16 protein-coding genes are annotated in these 20,357 nt (G+C 41.7%); 6 read left to right on the top strand and 10 right to left on the bottom strand.

Annotated elements, in window-relative coordinates:
* Nucleotides 1-9: 9 nt before the first annotated feature.
* The gene (locus tag P767_RS0114225) at nucleotides 10-2,514 is read left to right on the top strand and encodes a cation-translocating P-type ATPase (RefSeq protein WP_026765064.1); all 2,505 of its coding nucleotides are present in this window, start codon (nucleotides 10-12) and stop codon (nucleotides 2,512-2,514) included.
* On the opposite strand, the gene P767_RS0114220 is transcribed toward P767_RS0114225, so the two are convergent.
* Genes P767_RS0114220 through P767_RS0114210 form a run of 3 tightly spaced genes read right to left on the bottom strand, consistent with a single transcriptional unit; the run spans nucleotide 2,511 to nucleotide 5,666 of the window.
* Nucleotides 2,511-3,803, bottom strand: a complete 1,293-nt coding sequence (locus P767_RS0114220; protein WP_026765063.1) for a M28 family metallopeptidase — start codon at nucleotides 3,801-3,803, stop codon at nucleotides 2,511-2,513. The genes P767_RS0114225 and P767_RS0114220 overlap by 4 nt on opposite strands.
* A gap of 49 nt (nucleotides 3,804-3,852) precedes the next feature.
* Nucleotides 3,853-4,584 (bottom strand): LytR/AlgR family response regulator transcription factor, encoded by a 732-nt coding sequence (locus P767_RS0114215; RefSeq protein WP_084799966.1) that lies wholly within the window; start codon nucleotides 4,582-4,584, stop codon nucleotides 3,853-3,855.
* Between the two features lie 23 nt (nucleotides 4,585-4,607).
* On the bottom strand, nucleotides 4,608-5,666 hold the full coding sequence (locus P767_RS0114210; protein ID WP_037351917.1) for a sensor histidine kinase: 1,059 nt from the start codon (nucleotides 5,664-5,666) through the stop codon (nucleotides 4,608-4,610).
* 154 nt (nucleotides 5,667-5,820) lie between these two features.
* Here P767_RS0114210 and dxs point away from each other — a divergent pair, with 154 nt between their 5' ends.
* Nucleotides 5,821-7,755: a 1-deoxy-D-xylulose-5-phosphate synthase gene (gene dxs / locus P767_RS0114205; protein ID WP_026765060.1), complete on the top strand. Its 1,935-nt coding sequence runs from the start codon at nucleotides 5,821-5,823 to the stop codon at nucleotides 7,753-7,755.
* A gap of 32 nt (nucleotides 7,756-7,787) precedes the next feature.
* Here dxs and P767_RS17240 read toward each other — a convergent pair whose 3' ends face one another.
* Nucleotides 7,788-8,615, bottom strand: a complete 828-nt coding sequence (locus P767_RS17240; RefSeq protein ID WP_051417371.1) for a segregation and condensation protein A — start codon at nucleotides 8,613-8,615, stop codon at nucleotides 7,788-7,790.
* A gap of 77 nt (nucleotides 8,616-8,692) precedes the next feature.
* Entirely contained in the window at nucleotides 8,693-9,136 is a 444-nt protein-coding gene (gene mscL / locus P767_RS0114195; protein WP_026765059.1) for a large-conductance mechanosensitive channel protein MscL, read from the bottom strand.
* A gap of 92 nt (nucleotides 9,137-9,228) precedes the next feature.
* Here mscL and P767_RS0114190 point away from each other — a divergent pair, with 92 nt between their 5' ends.
* Nucleotides 9,229-10,095 (top strand): DMT family transporter, encoded by an 867-nt coding sequence (locus tag P767_RS0114190; RefSeq protein WP_071840096.1) that lies wholly within the window; start codon nucleotides 9,229-9,231, stop codon nucleotides 10,093-10,095.
* On the opposite strand, the gene frr is transcribed toward P767_RS0114190, so the two are convergent.
* Nucleotides 10,096-10,659 (bottom strand): ribosome recycling factor, encoded by a 564-nt coding sequence (frr, locus tag P767_RS0114185; RefSeq protein WP_026765057.1) that lies wholly within the window; start codon nucleotides 10,657-10,659, stop codon nucleotides 10,096-10,098.
* 82 nt (nucleotides 10,660-10,741) lie between these two features.
* Here frr and P767_RS0114180 point away from each other — a divergent pair, with 82 nt between their 5' ends.
* A complete protein-coding gene (locus P767_RS0114180; RefSeq protein ID WP_026765056.1) occupies nucleotides 10,742-11,584 on the top strand; it encodes a transketolase in 843 nt (280 codons plus the stop codon).
* A gap of 44 nt (nucleotides 11,585-11,628) precedes the next feature.
* Here the strand turns inward: P767_RS0114180 and P767_RS0114175 are convergent, their stop codons facing one another.
* Entirely contained in the window at nucleotides 11,629-12,834 is a 1,206-nt protein-coding gene (locus P767_RS0114175) for an FtsX-like permease family protein (protein ID WP_026765055.1), read from the bottom strand.
* A complete protein-coding gene (rbfA, locus tag P767_RS0114170; protein WP_026765054.1) occupies nucleotides 12,831-13,190 on the bottom strand; it encodes a 30S ribosome-binding factor RbfA in 360 nt (119 codons plus the stop codon). The genes P767_RS0114175 and rbfA overlap by 4 nt, the downstream gene beginning before the upstream one ends.
* A gap of 12 nt (nucleotides 13,191-13,202) precedes the next feature.
* Between rbfA and P767_RS0114165 the strand changes: the two genes are divergently transcribed.
* Nucleotides 13,203-15,080: an ABC transporter ATP-binding protein gene (locus P767_RS0114165; protein ID WP_245586902.1), complete on the top strand. Its 1,878-nt coding sequence runs from the start codon at nucleotides 13,203-13,205 to the stop codon at nucleotides 15,078-15,080.
* A 52-nt stretch (nucleotides 15,081-15,132) separates the two neighbouring features.
* Here P767_RS0114165 and P767_RS17235 read toward each other — a convergent pair whose 3' ends face one another.
* Both P767_RS17235 and ileS read right to left on the bottom strand, forming a co-directional pair.
* A complete protein-coding gene (locus P767_RS17235) occupies nucleotides 15,133-16,173 on the bottom strand; it encodes a TraR/DksA family transcriptional regulator (RefSeq protein ID WP_037351913.1) in 1,041 nt (346 codons plus the stop codon).
* 5 nt (nucleotides 16,174-16,178) lie between these two features.
* The gene (ileS, locus tag P767_RS0114155) at nucleotides 16,179-19,559 is read right to left on the bottom strand and encodes an isoleucine--tRNA ligase (protein WP_026765052.1); all 3,381 of its coding nucleotides are present in this window, start codon (nucleotides 19,557-19,559) and stop codon (nucleotides 16,179-16,181) included.
* 108 nt (nucleotides 19,560-19,667) lie between these two features.
* Between ileS and P767_RS17230 the strand changes: the two genes are divergently transcribed.
* A partial coding sequence (locus P767_RS17230) for an NAD(P)-dependent oxidoreductase (protein WP_037351910.1) occupies nucleotides 19,668-20,357 on the top strand: 690 nt, incomplete at its 3' end.

The raw sequence follows: 20,357 nt of genomic DNA, 5'->3' as shown, positions 1-20,357 counted from the left end.
TAACAGGTCATGTCATCTACACCATTTGAATTAAAAGGGCTATCCGAAGAGGAGGTTAATGAAGCCAGACAAAAACACGGCAGCAATCAGCTTCAGTTTGCTTCTAAAAATAATTTCCTGGAAACCATCAAAACGGTTTTGAAGGAACCTATGATTATCCTGCTTTTTGCAGCAGCCTTTATTTATTTTATTACAGGTAATGCCGGGGATGCTTTGTTTTTATCTGTGGCCATTTTACTGGTGGCTGCCATTTCTATTTTTCAGGACTCCAGAAGCAAAGCCGCATTAGAAAAGTTACAGGATTTTACACAACCCTTTTGTAAAGTGATTCGCAACCATGAAATTGTTTCTATTCATGTTGACGAACTGGTGATTGGCGACTACCTGATGATGGAAGAAGGCAGTTCTGTTTCTGCAGATGGCACGGTTATCCGATCGAATGATTTTTCCGTAAACGAATCTATTTTAACAGGTGAAAGTTATGCAGTAGACAAAACAGCAGAAGCTGGAAATAATGAAGTGTACAGAGGATCCTATGTAGTTGGGGGATTGGCCATTGCCGTTGTTACGGCAGTGGGTAATGCTTCCAAACTGGGCAAAATTGGCAAGAGCCTCTCTGATATTGATACAGAATCCACTCCGTTGGAGCAGCAGATTAATCGCTTTGTAAGAAATATGGCCATTGTGGGGATCATTGTTTTTTTAATTGTATGGTTAATCAACTTTCAGCTATCAGGTAATGTACTGGCCAGCCTGTTGCAGGCTTTAACCCTTGCCATGAGTATTCTTCCTGAGGAAATACCAGTAGCTTTTACCACTTTCATGGCACTGGGTGCATGGAGACTCATGAAAATGGGGATTGTAGTAAAACAAATGAAGACCGTTGAAACACTGGGCAGCGCCACTGTAATCTGTACAGACAAAACAGGAACCCTTACCGAAAATAAAATGAGCATTGCCGGATTATACAATGCACAAACTGCTAAACTTTTCCAGACCGATGATTTGCCCAAAGACATAACTGAAAATGAATCTTTAATCAGTTATGCCATGTGGTCCAGCGAACCCATTCCATTTGATCCCATGGAATTGTCTATCCATGCATTTTATAAAGATAATATTAGAGCAGACCGTCGGGCAGAATTCAAAATGGTGCACGAATATCCCTTATCGGGAAAGCCTCCGATGATGACGCATATTTTCAGGAACCAGCAAGGCGAACAAATCATTGCTGCCAAAGGTGCACCGGAAGCCATTCTTTCCTGTTGCAATCTGGATCACGAAAAAAGAATGGCAACTGAAAATGCCATTCAGGCTTTTACAGAGAAAGGATATCGGGTGCTGGCAGTTGCGGAAGCCATTTTCAGCGGAGATAACTATCCGGCTCAACAGCAGGATTTCATTTTTGAATTAAAGGGGGTGGTTGCATTTTATGACCCCCCAAAGAAAAATATCACCCATGTTTTACAGGATTTTTACCGTGCAGGTATTCAGGTTAAAATTATTACCGGAGACAATGCAGCTACCACTCATTCTATTGCACAGCAAATAGGATTCAGGAATACAGGCTCTTTAACCGGTGATGAATTAATGGCAATGGAAGATGCAGCCATCCAATCGGCTGTTGCCAAAACATCCATTTTTACCCGTATGTTTCCAGAAGCCAAGTTGCGTATTATCAATGCGCTCAAAAGCAATGGAGAAATTGTTGCCATGACTGGTGACGGAGTAAATGACGGACCCGCTTTAAAAGCTGCCCATATTGGTATTGCCATGGGAAAGAAAGGAACGGAGATTGCCAAGCAGGCGGCTTCCCTAGTTTTGGTGGAAGACGATTTGGCCAAGATGGTGGAAGCCATTGCTATGGGAAGGAAAATTTATACCAATCTTAAAAAAGCCATTCAATATATTATCTCCATCCATATTCCAATTGTGCTCACCGTATTCATCCCATTGATGTTGGGCTGGATTTATCCCAATATTTTCACACCCGTCCATGTAATTTTCCTGGAATTAATTATGGGGCCTACCTGTTCTATTATTTATGAAAACGAGCCCATGGAAAAAAACACTTTATTGCAGGCTCCCCGTCCATTCACCAGTACTTTTTTTAACTGGAAGGAATTAACCACCAGTATGATTCAGGGATTATTAATTACCGCAGGTACATTATATACCTATCAGCTTGCAGTGAAACAGTCCTATGATATTGAAACCACCAGGGCCATGGTATTCAGCACACTGATATTTGCCAATATTTTTCTCACTTTAATTAACCGCTCTTTTTATTATTCCATTTTCAGTACCCTGTTTTACAAAAACAACTGGATCTATGGAATCATCTTTACAACCCTGTTGCTATTAGCAGCACTGATATACATAGAGCCCTTTGCCCGGTTCTTTGGATTCAAGCCCTTGTTAATAGCAGACCTTATCAGTTGCTTTTGGATTGGAGCAGCATCCGTACTCTGGTACGAAATAGTAAAATGGATTAAACGATTAAACAGCCGTTAACGCAAGCTGCTGGCATCTACTCTGGAAGGAGTTTCCTTACCACTGATAATCCCTCTTGCACTCAACGCGATGGAGCGAATGATTTGTGTCATGTTCGGAATATCAATGGTACTTAACTCATCAGAAGCTTTGTGATAGTAAGGGTCTACATCAATCTTGGTGGTTGAAATGGTATGTGCCGGAACGCCAAGACGTGCAAGGGTTGCATTATCTGAACGGTAAAACAAATTCTGAGAAGTGTAAGGATCAGGATAAAAAGTAAAATCGGTACCCGCCAGGTTCTGCTGCAAAATTTTACCCATATCGGTTTTTTCATAGCCAGTGATGAAAGCACTGTTCTTGCCCCATTTGCTTTCACTACCAATCATTTCAATATTGAACATGGCTTTTACCGCTAATGGATCAAACTGTCTGGAGAAATACTGAGAACCAAAACCACCCACTTCTTCTGCAGTGAAGGCAACAAAAATCAAGGTACGTTCATTGTTTTTGGCAGCAGCATAATACTTAGCCAATAACATCATCGCTGTGGTTCCTGCGGCATCATCGTTGGCTCCATTGTAAATAGAATCGTTATTCACCATATTACGGCTATTGATACCCAGGTGATCGTAATGTCCGGAGAAAATTACAAATTCATTAGGCAAAGACTTACCGGGAATCATACCCGCTACATTGGCCAGTTTCATTTCCTGGATCTCGTGCTTTGCGTCAATGGTTAATGATTTAACTGCTGTTTCAGTAGTTAATATAAATACAACAGACTTATCAGAATAAAACATATTTCCTTTCAACTGAGCCAGTCTTCCAAAATTGCTACTGAAAGAAGTATCCACCAATACAATTGTATTCTTGGTTAAGCCGCTGTATTTTCTGGCTTCTGCAAAGAGGTTGGCTCCTTTGGCAATTTGTGCCACTTCGTATCCTGATTTCTCAGTCACTTGCAAATCTTTGCTGCAGGTAACAGCCATAATTTGTTTGGTATCCAAAGCAGATTCATTCAGCATACCTGAAGCACTGATGAACTTTGGACGAATCATTGCAAAAGATTGTAAAAAATCCTTGTTGCCTTTTAATGGCTGTATGCCATAAGACTTGAACTCCGAAGCAATAAATGCAGCTGCTTTGTCTATACCCTTGGTAAAGGTTCTTCTGCCTTCCATTTCATCAGAAGCCAGGGTACCCAATACGCGCTGCACTTCTGCATCAGTAACAATGGTTTTTAAATCCTGCGCAACAGTAACAAATACAGATACCAGTAATCCGAGGGATAAAACAATCTTTTTCATATTGAGGAATTCAATTCATTCAGTTAAATAATAAATAAGAATTGGAAATTTATAAACTCATCATCTCCTTGAACTTAACGGTTTGTCTGCGACTCACTTCAATCTTCTCACCTCCTTTCAAATCCAGAATCAATCCTCCGTTAAAATAAGGTTCAATTTTTTCAATCCATCTCAGGTTGATGATATGCTTGCGATTGGCTCTGAAAAACATGCGATCATCCAGTCTTTCTTCCAGTGCATTCAGTGATTTTAAAATCAAAGGCTTATTGGTACCAAAGAATACTTTGGCATAGTTGCCCACACTTTCAAACAAACGGATTTCACCCAGCTTCACAAACCAGCAACGCTCTCCGTCTTTTACAAAGACCTGATCGTGCTCAGTAAGCGGTCCGCGATTAGATCCGGTAAGTCCTATTCTTTCTTTGTAAAGTTCAGCCTGTAGTTTTTGAATGGCATCCGATAAACGTTTGGGTTCAATCGGCTTTAACAAATAGTCCAGGGCATTTACTTCAAAAGCCTTGATAGCATATTCGTCGTAAGCAGTGGTAAATATCACTTTGGGCGCTTTCTCTACTTCAGCCAGTAAATCAAACCCGGTTTTACCGGGCATCTGAATATCCAGAAATATCAAATCGGGATTCAGGGTTTCAATTTTTTCAATACCCTCGTCTACATTGGTTGCTTCATCTATCACTTCAATGTCACTGTGATCCTGCAACAATTTTTTCAATTCATTTCTCGCCAGTCTTTCATCATCAATAATAATTGCTTTGATTGCCATAATTGCTGATTGTATTATTCTAATTAAGCCGGTACTCCCTGTACGGGCATGATAATTTTTGCTTCTACCCAATTGTTCCCCTTATCCTCAATTGTAAACCGGGCTTTGTCGCCGAACAACAATTTTAAACGGCTGCGGGTACTCTTTAATCCAAAACCCTGTGCGTCGGCAATTTCGGAAATAGTTCCGGTATTCTGCACAATCAATTCGTGATGAGATTCACGGAAGTCCGAAATAATTCGGATGACCCCTCCCTCTTTGGCCTTGCTCAACCCGTGTTTAATGGCATTTTCAACCAGGGTTTGCAACATCATGGGAGGTATGGGTTGATCAAGGGTGTCTTCATCAATATCGTATTCCACTTTCAGGCGATCTTCAAATCTAATATGTTCCAGTGCCAGATAATCTTTTACAATATTCAGTTCTCTTTCAAAAGGAACCGTCTCCTGTTTTTCGGTCTGCATACTGCTGCGGAGTAAATTACTCAGTTCAGTAATGGCGGTTCTGGCTCTTTCCGGATTTTCATCTACCAATGCCCGGATACTATTGAGTGCATTAAAAATAAAATGCGGATTGATATGGCTCTTAATGGTTTTTAACTCCATTTCCTTTACCAGGCTTTCCAGTTTAATTTTCTGGAATTCTGTTTTGGTGCCCAATTCTATATAATGCCACAAATAATAGATGGATGTCCAAACCAAAATAAGGGGGGAATCGGATACCAGGTTTACCAGGAATCTTTTTTCAACAGAAACCTTGGTTTTGGGATTGAACAGACCCAGCCACTCCGCAATTGCCGAATTAGTCAGGTTAAATAACACCAGAATAGATAACAGCACAACCGTAAAAGGAACCCATTTGCGGGACAGATCAGGTGGCAATAAATGAAAAAGCTTAATCAATTGCCTTAAAACATGGGTAAATAACAAGCCTGAAACAATAATTACAGATAGCTTGGGATAAAATATGCTATTGATTTTGGTGTCGAATACAAAGGCAAAGAACACCATGGTAACACCATAGAGCAGCCAGCCACCCAGTTGACACCACCAATACAAGACTGCTTTGCTTTTCGTTCTCATCTTTACAAAGCTAAATATAGCTAAGCCCTTGAAAAGGAACAAATTGGATTAAAGGCAAAATCGGGGGGTGGTTGGCTTAAATTAAAGTAAGCAATGGGCGAACCTTCCTTTTTAAGCTTTGTTATTGTATTTTTACTTACTAAATAACCCAATAATGGAGTTTGTTCCTGGTCCTTTACTCAAGAATATCAATAGCCCTGAAGATTTAAAGAAACTCAGCAGGGCTCAATTACACCAGATTTGCGACGAATTAAGACAATATATTATAGATGTTGTAAGCGTGCACGGCGGACATTTTGCCGCCAGTCTGGGTGTAGTGGAACTTTCCGTTGCGCTTCATTACGTGTACAATACGCCCTATGACCAATTGGTTTGGGACGTAGGTCACCAGGCTTACGGACATAAAATTCTTACCGGAAGAAGAGATCAGTTCCCCACCAACCGTAAATACAAGGGATTGAGCGGATTCCCGAAAAGATCGGAAAGCGAATACGATACTTTTGGCGTAGGACATTCCTCCACTTCTATTTCTGCTGCTTTGGGGATGGCAATCGCCGCTAAATACAAGGGCGAGAACAGGAAATCAGTAGCCGTTATTGGTGACGGGTCCATGACCGCTGGTATGGCTTTTGAAGCTATGAACCACGCAGGGGTTGCCGACAGCGATGTATTGATTATACTGAACGATAACTGCATGAGCATCGACCCGAATGTAGGTGCGCTCAAGGAATACCTAACCGATATCAGCACATCCCCAACCTATAATAAAGTAAGAGATGAAATCTGGAACCTGATGGGCAAACTGCCTGTTGGAAAAAATTTCAGCAGGGAAATGGCTTCTAAAATGGAAGCCAGCATTAAGGGAGTTGTAAACAAGAGCAGTAATTTATTCGAAGCATTAAAGCTTCGTTATTTTGGTCCGATTGATGGGCATAATATTACCAAGCTGGTAGATACTTTAAAAGATTTAAAAGATATACCGGGTCCTAAATTATTGCACATCATTACCACCAAGGGTAAGGGTTATGAACTGGCAGAGAAAGACCAGACCAAGTGGCATGCACCGGGCTTATTTGATAAAACAACGGGAGAAATCTTCAAGAAAAAAATGGATACCCCACAGCCTCCCAAATACCAGGATGTATTTGGTTATACCATGATTGAACTGGCAGAAGCGAACCCAAAAATCATGGGGGTTACACCCGCCATGCCCAGTGGTTCCTCTTTGAAATTCATGATGGACAAAATGCCGGACCGTGCTTTTGATGTGGGCATTTGCGAACAACATGCAGTAACCGTAAGTGCAGGTTTGGCCACACAGGGTTTGCGTGTGTTTTGTAATATTTATTCTTCCTTCATGCAACGTGCTTACGACCAGGTAGTTCATGATGTGGCTTTACAGAAATTACCTGTTGTATTTTGTTTAGACCGGGCTGGATTGGTAGGAGAAGACGGACCCACCCATCATGGCTGCTACGATATTTCTTTTATGCGTTGTATTCCTAATTTAATTATTGCAGCGCCAATGAACGAAAAGGAATTGCGCAATCTCATGTACACTGCTCAGCTCGAAGAAACACAATATCCTGTTGTAATTCGTTACCCAAGAGGAGAAGGAACCATGCCGGAATGGCGAACGCCTTTTGAAGCTTTATCCATAGGTAAAGGCAGAAAACTAAAAGACGGAAAAGACGTTGCTATTTTAAGTTTTGGTCATCCGGGCAATTTTGCACAGGCAGCTATTCGTAGTTTAAGAACCGAAGGCATCGACCCTGCGCATTTCGACCTGCGATTTGTGAAACCCATCGATGAAGATTTATTACACGAAGCTTTCAGCAACTATTCCAAAATTGTTACCGTTGAAGACGGTACGGTTGTAGGAGGATTCGGATCGGCTGTACTGGAATTCATGAACGCAAACGGATACAAGGCGAATGTAAAAATCCTGGGTATTCCGGATCGTTTAGTAGAACACGGCAGTCCGAAAGAATTACACAGAGAATGTGCCTATGATGCAGAAGGTATTGCAGAAGCAGTGCGAGAGCTAATGAAAGACAAAGTAAATATCGCTTCAAGCGTATTAGGATAATTAAAAAGGGTAGTGAAATCACTACCCTTTTTTTATGCTTCTTCTGAATCAAAATCGTTTTCCTGTTCGTTTCTTTCTTCTTCGGTCAGCCCTTCATCGGCAATATCCGCTTCGCGGTTTTCATTCCATTCTACAATGAAGTTATTCATGCCCTGCCCAACCAGCAGCTTCATGTATTTCTGCTGAGACAATTCTAAAATAGATAAGAATAAAAAGATGGCGTGAATTCTGTCTTCACAGATTTCAAAAACTTTTTCAAAAGCAACTGTTTTTTCCCTGCCAATAAAATCCAGCATATAATCACGGCTGCCTTCCATGGTGTAATTGTAACGAACCACTGTATGAACGGGCTTGTTCTGACGATCGTGCACACGCTGCATTACTTTTTCAAATGCTTTCATCAGTTTGAACAACGTAATATTCTGAATCTCCGTTCCTTCAGAAGCTTCTTCTCCAATAGATGCCACTTCTTTCTGCAGGTTACCTCGCTTCACCATCAACATACGCATGGCTTCCATTTCTGCCATCTGAACAGCTGCTTCCTTAAACTTCTTGTACTCAAGAATTTTGTCAATCAATTCCTGACGGGGATCAATTTCATTACCTGCTGCATCCACTTCTTTTCTTGGCAGTAACAATCTGGCCTTGATGCGCATTAAAGTTGAAACAAATAAGATAAACTCAGAGCTCAGTTCAATATTCAATTTCTCTGAACCATGAATATATTCCAGAAAGTCATTGATGATTTTGGTAATGGGAATATTATAAATATCCAATTCATCCCTTTCAATAAAGAATAGTAAAAGATCAAAAGGTCCTTCAAACTGATCTAACTTAATCTGATAATTAACAGTGCTCACGTTCCGGTTTTTTACAAAGAAAAGAAAACAGGGCCTATTTTAGCCCTGTTTCCCGAATAGTTATCCACTAAAAGGTCTTAATCCACTTTTTTGAGGGAATCCCTGATTTCGGCCAGTAATTTTTCGGCTTCTGTAGGACCCGGAGGGGTAGCCGGGGCTGCCGGAGTAGCTTCCTGCTTTATTTTGTTAAGGGCCTTGATAACCATGAATACGGCAAAAGCCACAATCACAAAATCGATCAGGTTGGTAATAAATGCACCGTACTTAACCGAGACTTCGGTTACTTCTGGGGTTACAACGGTACCCGCTGCATCTTTTACTGCAGCAGCAGCATCCTGTAATACCCATTTCTTGTCATTGAAATCTACGCCACCTGTAAGCATCCCAACCAGGGGCATAACCATGCCATCTACAAAGGAGGTAACTATCTTTCCAAAAGAAACCCCCATTACAAAGGCAACAGCAGTATCTACCAGATTGCCTCTTACGGCAAACTCTTTAAATTCTTTAATCAGACCCATAAAAATAAGTTTTGTTTATCCAATATAATAAAATCTTCAGAACCATTCCCTTTTGAAAGCGTTTATTATTGCATCTTTGAAAAAATTTTACTGTGCCGAAACAACTGATTAACTGGGGGATTTTTTGTTTACTGTGTTTGATCTGGGGTAGCTCCTTTGTATTAATGAAAGAAGGCATGAATGTGCTGAGCCCTTATCAGGTTGCTTCTATTCGTTTAATTAGCGCAGGCATGGTACTGTTGCCCTTTGCAGTAAAGGCCCTGAGAGTAATTCCGGCCAACAAAAGAGGGGTGGTGGTATTATCCGGATTATTAGGTAGTTTTTTCCCGGCCTATTTATTTTGTATTGCAGAAACCAGAATTGACAGTGCACTGGCTGGTATCATGAATGCCCTCACGCCATTGTTTGTTATTATTACCGGGGTTTCTTTCTTTCAGCTGAAAGTAAAAACCCTTCAGGTATTGGGTATTATAGTAGGATTTATTGGTTTGTCTCTGTTGGTAGCAGCTGGCTCCAAAATAAATATGGAGTATTTTTCCTATGCGCTTCTTGTTTTATTGGCTACCCTTTTTTATGGCATTAATGTAAACCTGGTAGGGAGGCATATGCAGGGCATTGGATCCATTGAAATTGCCGCACTGGCTTTTGTATTTCTGATGATTCCCTGCGGCATCATTCTTTCTTATACAGGCTATTTTTCACTGCCACTTACCGAAACGGTTTACCTGCAATCAACACTGGCATCAGGCGTATTGGGAATATTCGGAACTGCAGTAGCTTCCGTTCTTTTTTACATGCTGGTAAAAAGAGCCGGAGCTTTGTTTGCTTCAATGGTTACCTATGGAATTCCCTTCGTGGCAATTGGATGGGGAATCTGGTATGGAGAGCAGGTGAACTTTTTACAGATCACCTGCTGTGGAATTATATTGATTGGCGTTTATCTGGCCAATAAGAAATAATTAAACAGTCATCATTTCTTTTTCTTTGGCAGCCAGGTGCTTTTCTACCAGGGCAATATGCTTATCGGTTAATTCCTGAATCTCTTTCTCCGCATCTTTGGCTGCGTCTTCACTTAACCCGTCTTTCTGTAATTTTTTTACGCTTTCAATAGCATCTCTTCTGATATTACGAATGGCTACTTTGGCGTGCTCTCCTTCCCCACCTGCTTTCTTCACCAACTCTCTTCTTCTTTCTTCCGTTAACGGAGGCATGAACAAACGAATCTGTACCCCATCGTTTTGTGGAGTAATGCCAATATTGGCTGCCATAATAGAACGCTCAATCTGTGCCAGCATATTTTTTTCCCATGGCTGAATGCTGATGGTTCTGGCGTCCAGAACGGTAATATTGGCTACCTGCGCTATAGGCGTTGGTGAACCATAATAATCTACTGTAATACCATCCAACATATTGGGATTGGCTTTTCCTGCCCTGATTTTAACCAGCTCTACCTCTAAGTGTAAAATGGCTTTCTTCATAGTATCGGCGGCATCGTCAATTATTAACCCTAATTCTTCTGACATACAATTTTATTAATTGGCGCAAATTTAATGAATGAATCCTAACCAAATGCTTTTATCTTCGCCGTAAAATTAACGGTTCTGTATGGCAAGTATAGCTGATTTACAAAAGACGGCAACCCAGGTCAGAAGGGATATTGTCCGCATGGTACATGGGGTTCAAAGTGGACATCCGGGTGGATCATTGGGTTGTGCCGATGTGGTTACTGCTCTTTATTTCCATGCCATGAAACACGATGTGGCATTTTCCATGGATGGAAAAGGAGAAGATCTTTTCTTTTTATCGAATGGTCATATTTCTCCTTTGTATTATTCAGTGTTAGCCAGAGCTGGTTATTTTGATGTTAAGGAACTGGCCAGCTTTAGAAAAATCAATACCCGTTTGCAGGGGCATCCTACCACCCATGAACATTTACCTGGTGTTAGAATTGCCAGTGGTTCTTTGGGGCAGGGAATGAGCGTAGCCGCCGGTGCTGCACTTACCAAAAAGCTGAACAATGATCCGCACCTGGTTTTCTCTCTGCACGGAGACGGAGAATTACAGGAAGGACAAATCTGGGAAGCAGTAATGTTTGCTGCCCACCATAAAGTAGATAACCTGATCAGCATTATTGATGTGAATGGTCAGCAGATTGACGGACCTACCAGTAAAGTAATGTCTTTAGGAAATCTGAAAAGCAAATTTGAATCCTTCGACTGGACGGTGTTGGAAATGGACGGCAACCAGATGGAAGAGGTGGTTGCTACTCTGGATAAAGCCAAATCGATGACCGGTCAGGGAAAACCGATTTGTATTTTAATGAAAACAGAAATGGGCAAGGGAGTAGACTTCATGGAAGGCAGCCACGAATGGCATGGTATTGCTCCTTCCAATGATCAACTGGCCAAAGCTTTGGGACAGTTGGAAGAGACCTTAGGGGACTACTAATTAAGCATTTACTGTATAGTCAGTAATATAAAGAATACATAAGATCAAGTGCGCAACTGAAAAGTCTGCGCACTTATTTTTTGCGCAGTTACCCAGGCGGCCGAAAAGGCAATGGCAGCAACCGTTGCAGCTACCAGCATAAAATCGGTCCATTGTACCTGAACCGGATAATAATCTATGATGAAAGTAGTACCCCCTAATTTAATCAGGTGAAAGCTTTCCTGCAACCAGCAGATTAATCCGCCCAGTAGGATTCCGGAACCTGCTCCAATAGCAGAGAGCAATAATCCCTCTAATAAAAAAATTCTTCTGATTCTGGCGGGTGTTGCTCCCAGTGCACGTAATACAGCAATGTCTTTTTGTTTCTCCAGAATCAACATGCTCAGGGCACCAATCATATTGAATGCAGCAACTACCAGTATCAGGGATAGTATGCAATAGATTACCCATTTTTCTAGTTGCATCACCGAATACAGAGAAGCGTTTTGCTGATACCGATTTTGAATTAGCACCTGATTGCCAAAAACAGATTGGAGTTGCTGGCGGATGGTTTCTTCTTTTCCTTTGGCATTGATTTCAACGGCACTGTACGTATTTGCGGGCAAGCCCAGCATATACTGCATAAAGCGAAGGTTGGTAAACGCATAGGTATTGTCGAAATCCTGTTGCACAATAAAAGCGCCGGTGGGTATAACAGAAAAAGCATTCAGTCCATCGGTCTGAGTTAAACTAGACTGAGGATTGGGAAAATAAAGCGTAGCCGCTTCAAATACTTTTTCGGTATTGATGCCTGCGGCGTTTTCAATCCCCCCTCCCATTACAATACCCGGAATGGTATCATTACCAATATTGAAACTGCCTCTGCGAATGTATTTCTGAATAGGATTTACCTTGGTATAACTTTCTTCCACCCCTTTTAAAGTGACAATGGTTTGATAAGCGCCTGTTAACAAGGCTTTTTCTTCTACCACATAACTAAATGCCTGCAAGCCTTTCAGCTGTTTTAACTCCGTCTGTTGTCTGGCATTTACGGTAAAAGTTTTACCACTTGAAGGCACCACTTTATAGGCCGGGTAAAAATCTCCGTACAGTCCTTTTACCAGAGACTCAAAACCATTGAATACACTAAGAATAATAATTAAAGAAGCAGTGCCTACGGCGATGGCCATTACCGAAATACCTGCAATAATATTGATGGCATTGGTTGTTTTTTTAGATCGGAAATATCGCCAGGCAAAGAGAAGATTCATTTCTCTTTATCATTTATTTTCTTGAAGATCTCTTCCATCTTAAATACATAGTCCAGGGTATCGTCGTTATAAAAATGAATCACAGGAATTCTTCTTAACTGATGTTTCATTTTATCTGCGAGTTCCTTTTTAATTTCCCAGGCTTTGGATTCAATTTTCTTCATTACTGCGGCTTCGTCTTTTACCTGGAATAAACTGATATACACCCTGGCTTCCAGCAGATCCGGTGTAACTTTTACATTGGATATAGACACCATTCCGCCATCAATCATAGCCAGGTTTAATCTTCTGAATATATCATTGAATTGCTCCTGCAATGCCCCTGCTACCTGTCTTTGTCTTTTTCCTTCCTCCATATTATAAGGTTTATGGGTGTAAAATTAGTTACTTTGCCTTGTTTCACCATTTATTCCTGTATGAAGCGTTTTGAGCGGATCTTATTTTACCTGCGTAGCCAGCGGAAAAACATTGTATTATATGTACTGTTTAATCTGTTGTCCATTGCCTTTTCCCTGATTTCACTGGTGATGCTGGCGCCTTTTCTGGGGCTTTTATTTGCCAAGGAAAAATTAATTATGGCTAAACCCACCTTGCGTTTTCCGCAGGACGGTGCCGATGCTGTTTTAGCGCATTTAAAATATTACCTGAGTATGTTGATTCAGGAACAGGGCGAAGTATACGCTTTAGGCGCCATCTGTATCGTAATTATTATTGCCATCTTTTTTAAAAATGCCTTTACCTATTTGTCATTCAGGGTACTGGCGCCCATGCGCAACTATGTAATGACCAAACTTCGTTCCGATTTATACGCCAAGATATTACAGCTGCCCATTGGATTTTTTACAGAGCAGAAAAAAGGAGATATCATCAGCCGCATGAGCAACGATGCCAATGAAATTGAATGGAGTGTAATGAGCACGCTGGAAGGGCTAATAAGGGATCCGCTGAATATTCTGATTATCCTGAGTGTGCTGGTTTACATAAGTCCAGTACTTTCTGTTTTCTTATTGGTGCTGCTTCCCTTAACCGGTTTTATCATAGGACGAGTGAGTCGTTCACTTAAAAAACAATCCACTGCTTCTGCAGAAGAACTGGGAAGTTTAATGAGTATCCTCGACGAAACCCTCGGAGGATTAAGAGTCATCAAAGCATTCAATGCAGAAAAGATTTTGCGCAACCGTTTCTTTTCTACCAACAACAACCTGAACCATATCCGCAACAAAATGAATTTCAGAAAAGACCTGGCTTCACCCATGTCTGAATTCATGGGGGTGATGGTACTCAGCTGTATTTTATGGTTTGGAGGAAGACTGGTACTGAACAATGAAGCAGGATTGGAAGCCACTGGCTTTATTAACTATATCGTGATTTTCACACAGATTATTAATCCGGCCAAGTCTTTGTCTACTGCATTTTATAACGCACAAAGAGGCAGTGCAGCCATTCAGAGAATTGAAGAAATTTTACAGGCACCCATCCTGGTTACCGACGAACCCAATGCCAGAGAACTCGCCAGCTTTAATTATTCCATTGAATTCAGGAATGTAAACTTCGCTTACAATGATACTCCCATTCTGAAAAATATCAACCTGACCATTGAAAAGGGTAAAACCATTGCCCTGGTTGGATCTTCCGGCGCAGGCAAAAGTAGTCTGGCCGATTTAATTCCTCGTTTTCACGATGTTAGTGGTGGAGAAATTCTGATTGACGGAATCAATATTAAAAATTATTCCTTACACAGCATTCGTGCTTTAATGGGCATTGTTACACAGGAGCCCATTTTATTCAATGATACCATTGCAGGCAATATTGCATTGGGGGTAGACAATGCACACCAAAAAGATATTGAACAGGCGGCAAAAGTGGCCAATGCACTGGATTTTATACAGAAAAAAGAAAATGGTTTCGAAACCAATATTGGAGACAGGGGCAGCAAGCTGAGTGGAGGAGAGAGACAGAGAGTTACCATTGCCAGGGCTGTCTTAAAGAATCCTCCTATTTTAATTTTAGATGAAGCCACTTCCTCATTGGATACCGAAAGTGAAAGACTGGTGCAGGATGCCATTAACAATATGATGCAGAACAGAACTTCCATTGTTATTGCACACAGACTTAGTACCATCCGTCACGCCAACGAAATTATTGTTTTACAGAAAGGTGAAATTGCTGAAAGAGGCACCCATGATGAACTACTGGCCAAGGGCGGCATTTATAAGAAGCTGGTAGATATGCAGGAGGTAAAATAAAATCCCGGTTACTTTGTAACCGGGACCTATCTTTTAATTTGTATTTCAGTTATTAGTCCTGATTGGGCTTTACCAATCCCAGCTTTGCTTCCAGGCTTAATGTAGCATGAGGAACAGCACGCAATCTTGCTTTGTCAATTAAGCGTCCGGTAACTCTGCAGATACCATAGGTTTTATTTTCAATGCGCATGATGGCTTTTTCCAGGTGGTCAATATAGGTAATCTGACGACTCGCCATTTGACTCAACTGTTCTTTTTCCATGCTCATGGTTCCGTCTTCCATGGTCATGTAACGGGCATCATCATTGTCTCCACCCATTTCATCTTTACGGGTAATTAGCCCTTGTAAATACGCCAATTCTTTTTTAGCTGCCTCCAGTTTCTTATTAATCAGCTCTCTGAATTCAGCCAAATCGGTATCATTGTATTTCACCAACGGACCTTGTGGCTTTGGTGCTTCTACTCTTTTCTCTAATGGAGTGTAACCGGGATTATAGGTTACGCTCGATTTGGTATTGATTTTGGGAACTTTTACATCTTTAATAGGACCTGGCACTTTTTTTACGGGTTTAACTGGGGGAGCAGGAGGCGCTTTAGGAGCGGGCTTCTGAACTACCACTGGTTTTGCCGGAGCAGGAGCAGGAGCAGGCTTAGGCGCTGCAACGGGTACTGGCTTGGCAACCGGTTTAACAGGTGCTTTTACCGCTGGTTTAGCAGGCGCTTTTGCTACTGGCTTAGCAGCTGGTTTGGCAACCGGTTTAACAGGCGCTTTGGCAGCAGGTTTTGCAGCCGGCTTTGCCGTTGGTTTATTTCCCCCTTTTACTGGTGCTTTTGCAGCTGGTTTAGCAGCAGCTTTTACCGGTGCCTTCTTGGCAGGAGCTTTTGCAGCAGGTTTTGCAGCAGCTTTAACTGGTGCCTTTGCAGCAGGTTTAACCGCAGCTTTGGCCGGCGCTTTTTTTGCGGGGGCTTTAGCAACTGGTTTAGCAGCAGCTTTTGCTGGTGCCTTTGCAGCGGGTTTTGCTGCAGCTTTGGCTGGAGCCGCCTTTACAGCTTTTTTGGGAGTTGCTTTGGGGGCTGGTTTTTTTGTAGCCATAGGTCTTATCCTTTTTTGTTTACAACCACGTTTAGTGCAATGTCATTTACTTCAATAGGGGTTCCATTCTCTAAATGGGACTTCCATTCAATGCCATCTGCCAGAATTTCGCGGCAAATATAATCGTTAAATTTAATAATAGAAGGCTTAAGGGGGGTGCCTTCGGGTAACTCTACGAATATACGGTCTGTTAATTCAAATCCGGTTTCTTTTCTAATATTTTGTATACGATTGACGAATTCCCTAGCTTCTCCCTCCAGTTTAAGATCTTCTGTTAAGGTAATATCCAGGGCAACGGTCAATTTCCCTCTGGAAGCCACGCTCCATCCGGGTATATCTTCTGCTGTAATTTCCACATCTACGAGTTCAATGGTAAAACTACCATTAGACAATACCAACTCACAATGTCCATTTTGTTCCAGACCTGCTATCTGCTCCTGAGTAAAACCAGCAATTAAACCTGCGGCTTCTTTCATGGATGCACCCAGTTTGGCGCCCAGGGTTTTGAAATTGGCCTTTATTTTTTTGCTGATTACCCCCTGTGTGGCTGTCAGGTATTCTATTTCTTTTACATTCACTTCAGCCTTAATGAGTTCTTCCATTTTTTCCAGCTGGCCTTTCATCTGAACATCCAGCACCGGAATCATTACTTTCTGTAATGGCTGACGAACTTTAATATTTACTTTCTTTCTAAGTGATAAAACAAGAGAACAGGTTTCCTGCGCCAGTTCCATTCTTTCTTCCAATAAAGCGTCTACCATATTGGCATTGTAAACCGGGAAGTCTGCATGGTGTACAGAACCAACATCAAATCTGTTGGTTACTGCATTCAAATGATTGAATACTGCATCGCTGAAGAAGGGTGATATGGGCGCAATCAATCGCACAATGGTTTCCAGACATTCATACAGGGTTTGATAGGCACTGATTTTATCTGCTTCGTATTCTCCTTTCCAGAAACGCCTTCTGCACAATCTCACATACCAGTTACTCAACTGAGCATCCACAAAATGTTCAACGGCTCTTCCCGCCAATGTGGGTTCAAAGTCGTTCATGTATTCGGTTACTTCTTTAACAAGACTGTTTAAAGAAGATAAAATCCAGCGATCAATTTCAGGTCTTTCCGCCAGCGGGATCGGGGCTTCCTTGTAAGCGAAGCCGTCTACATTGGCATAGAGACAGAAGAACTGATACGTATTGTATAAAGTGCCGAAGAATTTTCGCTGCACTTCCTGTATACCTGCTAAATCAAATTTTAAATTATCCCAGGGCGATGCATTGGTAATTAAATACCAGCGGGTAGCATCAGCTCCGTATTTCTCAATGGTTTCAAATGGATTTACCACATTGCCCAGGCGCTTACTCATTTTGTTGCCATTCTTGTCAAGCACCAGACCATTACTCACCACCGCCTTGTAAGCCACATTATCGAACAACATCACGCCCAATGCATGCAGGGTATAAAACCAGCCGCGTGTTTGATCCACCCCTTCTGCAATAAAGTCGGCAGGAAAAGCTTCTCCCTTATCAATTAAATCCTTATTCTCAAATGGATAATGCCACTGTGCATAAGGCATGGCACCACTATCAAACCAAACGTCAATTAAATCGGGTACTCTATTCATGGGTTTTCCCGAAGGGCTTACCAGTATAATTTCGTCTACATAAGGCTTATGCAAATCGAGTATTCCCTGATGTAAGTAGTTCTTATTGATTTCCCCGCCCAATACTTCATTGGCTTTTCTTATTCCTTCATTCAGTTCAGCAATAGAACCAATGCATACTTCTTCGGTACCATCTTCTGTACGCCATACCGGTAAAGGCGTTCCCCAGTAACGGCTTCTGCTTAAATTCCAGTCTACCATGTTTTCCAGCCAGTTTCCGAATCTTCCTTCTCCGGTAGACTTGGGCTTCCAGTTGATGGTTTTATTCAGTTCAACCATTCTGTCTTTCACGGCAGTGGTTTTAATAAACCAGGCATCCAGCGGATAATACAAAATGGGTTTGTCGGTTCTCCAGCAATGCGGATAACTGTGTTCGTATTTCTCTACTTTAAAAGCACGGTTCTCTTTCTTCAAATGAACACAGATGTCTACGTTTACGTCTACATAATTCGGATCATCCTTGTAATTTTTTACATAGCGATTGCTGAATGGACCCAAACCGTCTACAAATTTTCCTTCCTTGTCTACCATCGTTAAAATACCGATGTTGAACTTCTTTCCTACTTTAAAGTCGTCCGCACCAAATGCAGGTGCTGTGTGTACAATACCGGTACCATCTTCCGTGGTAACAAAGTCGCCTGTGATTACCCTGAATGGTTTGGCGTCAGGAGTGATGGCCAGAATTTCATTCAACGAATTGGCTTCATAAGGCAGTAACTGCTCATACTCCATGCCTGCGATATCGGTGCCTTTAAACTGGGTTAATACCACCCATGGCAAAATTTTGGTTTTTTCATTGATTCCCTCAAAAGAAGCATTTTCTCCTTCTGCTTTAAAATACTTGCCCATCAAGGCTTTGGCAAGAATTACATTCACAGGAAGCAGCGTGTATGGATTCACGGTTTTAACCAGTACATACTCAATATTCGGCCCTACGGTTAATCCTAAGTTAGATGGTAAAGTCCATGGCGTAGTGGTCCAGGCCATGAAGAAAACTTCTTCTTCAAACCCAATGGCTGAAGAACTTGCCTGCATTTGCTGATACCAGGCAGCACTATTTAAAGAAGTCTGTGTTGCTTTAAACATGGCTACTGCAGATGTATCTTTTACTTCCTTGTAAGTACCGGGCTGATTTAATTCATGGGAACTCAAGCCTGTACCCGCTGCAGGAGAATAGGGCTGGATACTTACACTCTCGTATAGGTATCCTTTTTTATAGAGGGTACTTAATATCCACCAAAGGGTTTCTATATAATCGTTTTCAAAAGTAACATAGGGTTTTTCCAGATCTACCCAGTATCCCATTTTGGTAGTGATATCGTCCCATTCTTTTTTGTAACGAAGTACGGCTTCGCGGCATTTTTTATTGTAGTCTTCAATGCTGATTTTCTTACCAATATCTTCCTTGGTTATGCCTAATTCTTTTTCTACTCCCAATTCAATGGGCAATCCATGGGTATCCCAACCACCCTTTCTCTTTACCTGAAAACCCTGCATGGTTTTATACCGGCATACCATGTCTTTCAGGGTTCTTGAAATAACGTGGTGAATACCGGGCATACCATTCGCGCTGGGTGGGCCCTCAAAAAAAACAAAGGGCTTTTTCCCTTCCCTTAAAGCAATACTTTTCTCGAAAGCGGCATTGGCTTTCCAACCAGCCAAAACTTCTTTTTCAATCAAGGGTAAATTCAATCCTGAAAATTCTGCATACTTAGCACTCATGGTATTCCGCAAATAAGGGTTTAAAAAATTCGGGCGAAGGTACGAATCCTGACACGAATAATCACGGTTATCCCTTCGTGGCTTAGGCTTTCTGAACTATATTTGGGTATGAAAATTGTTTTTTTCAGCTCACAACCTTATGACAAACTCTTTTTTACCCAATACAACCAACAGGGGTTTGAATTGATTTTCCAGGAAACCCACCTGGATGAACAATCGGTAAAACTGGCTTCTGGAGCAACCGCTATCTGTGTTTTTGTGAACGACAAAGTGAATGCCGGCATTATAGATCAACTGGCCCAGATGAAAGTGGGGATTATTGCCCTGCGTTGTGCGGGGTTCAACAATGTAGACCTGGAAGCTGCCAAAGCTGCCGGTATTAAAGTATGCCGTGTTCCAGCTTATTCGCCTGAAGCCGTAGCAGAACACGCAGTGGCCATGTTACTTACCCTGAACCGAAAAACCCATAAAGCCTATAACCGGGTAAGAGAGCAGAATTTTGCCTTGCAGGGGCTGCTGGGATACAATTTATTTGGCAAGACCATTGGAGTAATCGGAACCGGAAATATTGGTAAGGCTTTCTGCAAAATCATGCTGGGATTTGGCTGTAAAGTGGTGGCATTCGATTTAATTGCCAATCAGGAACTAATGGCAGCAGGGGTAGATTATCAGCCCCTCATGGAAGTGCTGAAGGCCGATATTATCTCATTGCATTGTCCTTTGAATGAACAAACCAAACATATCATTCAAAAAGACACGATTGGGCTGATGAAGCCAGGTGTGGTGATTATCAATACC

The sequence above is a fragment of the Sediminibacterium salmoneum NBRC 103935 genome, assembly GCF_000511175.1.
GTDB lineage: Bacteria > Bacteroidota > Bacteroidia > Chitinophagales > Chitinophagaceae > Sediminibacterium > Sediminibacterium salmoneum.
Note: the sequence above shows the minus strand (reverse complement) of the source record. Positions and strands in the feature narration are given on the sequence as shown.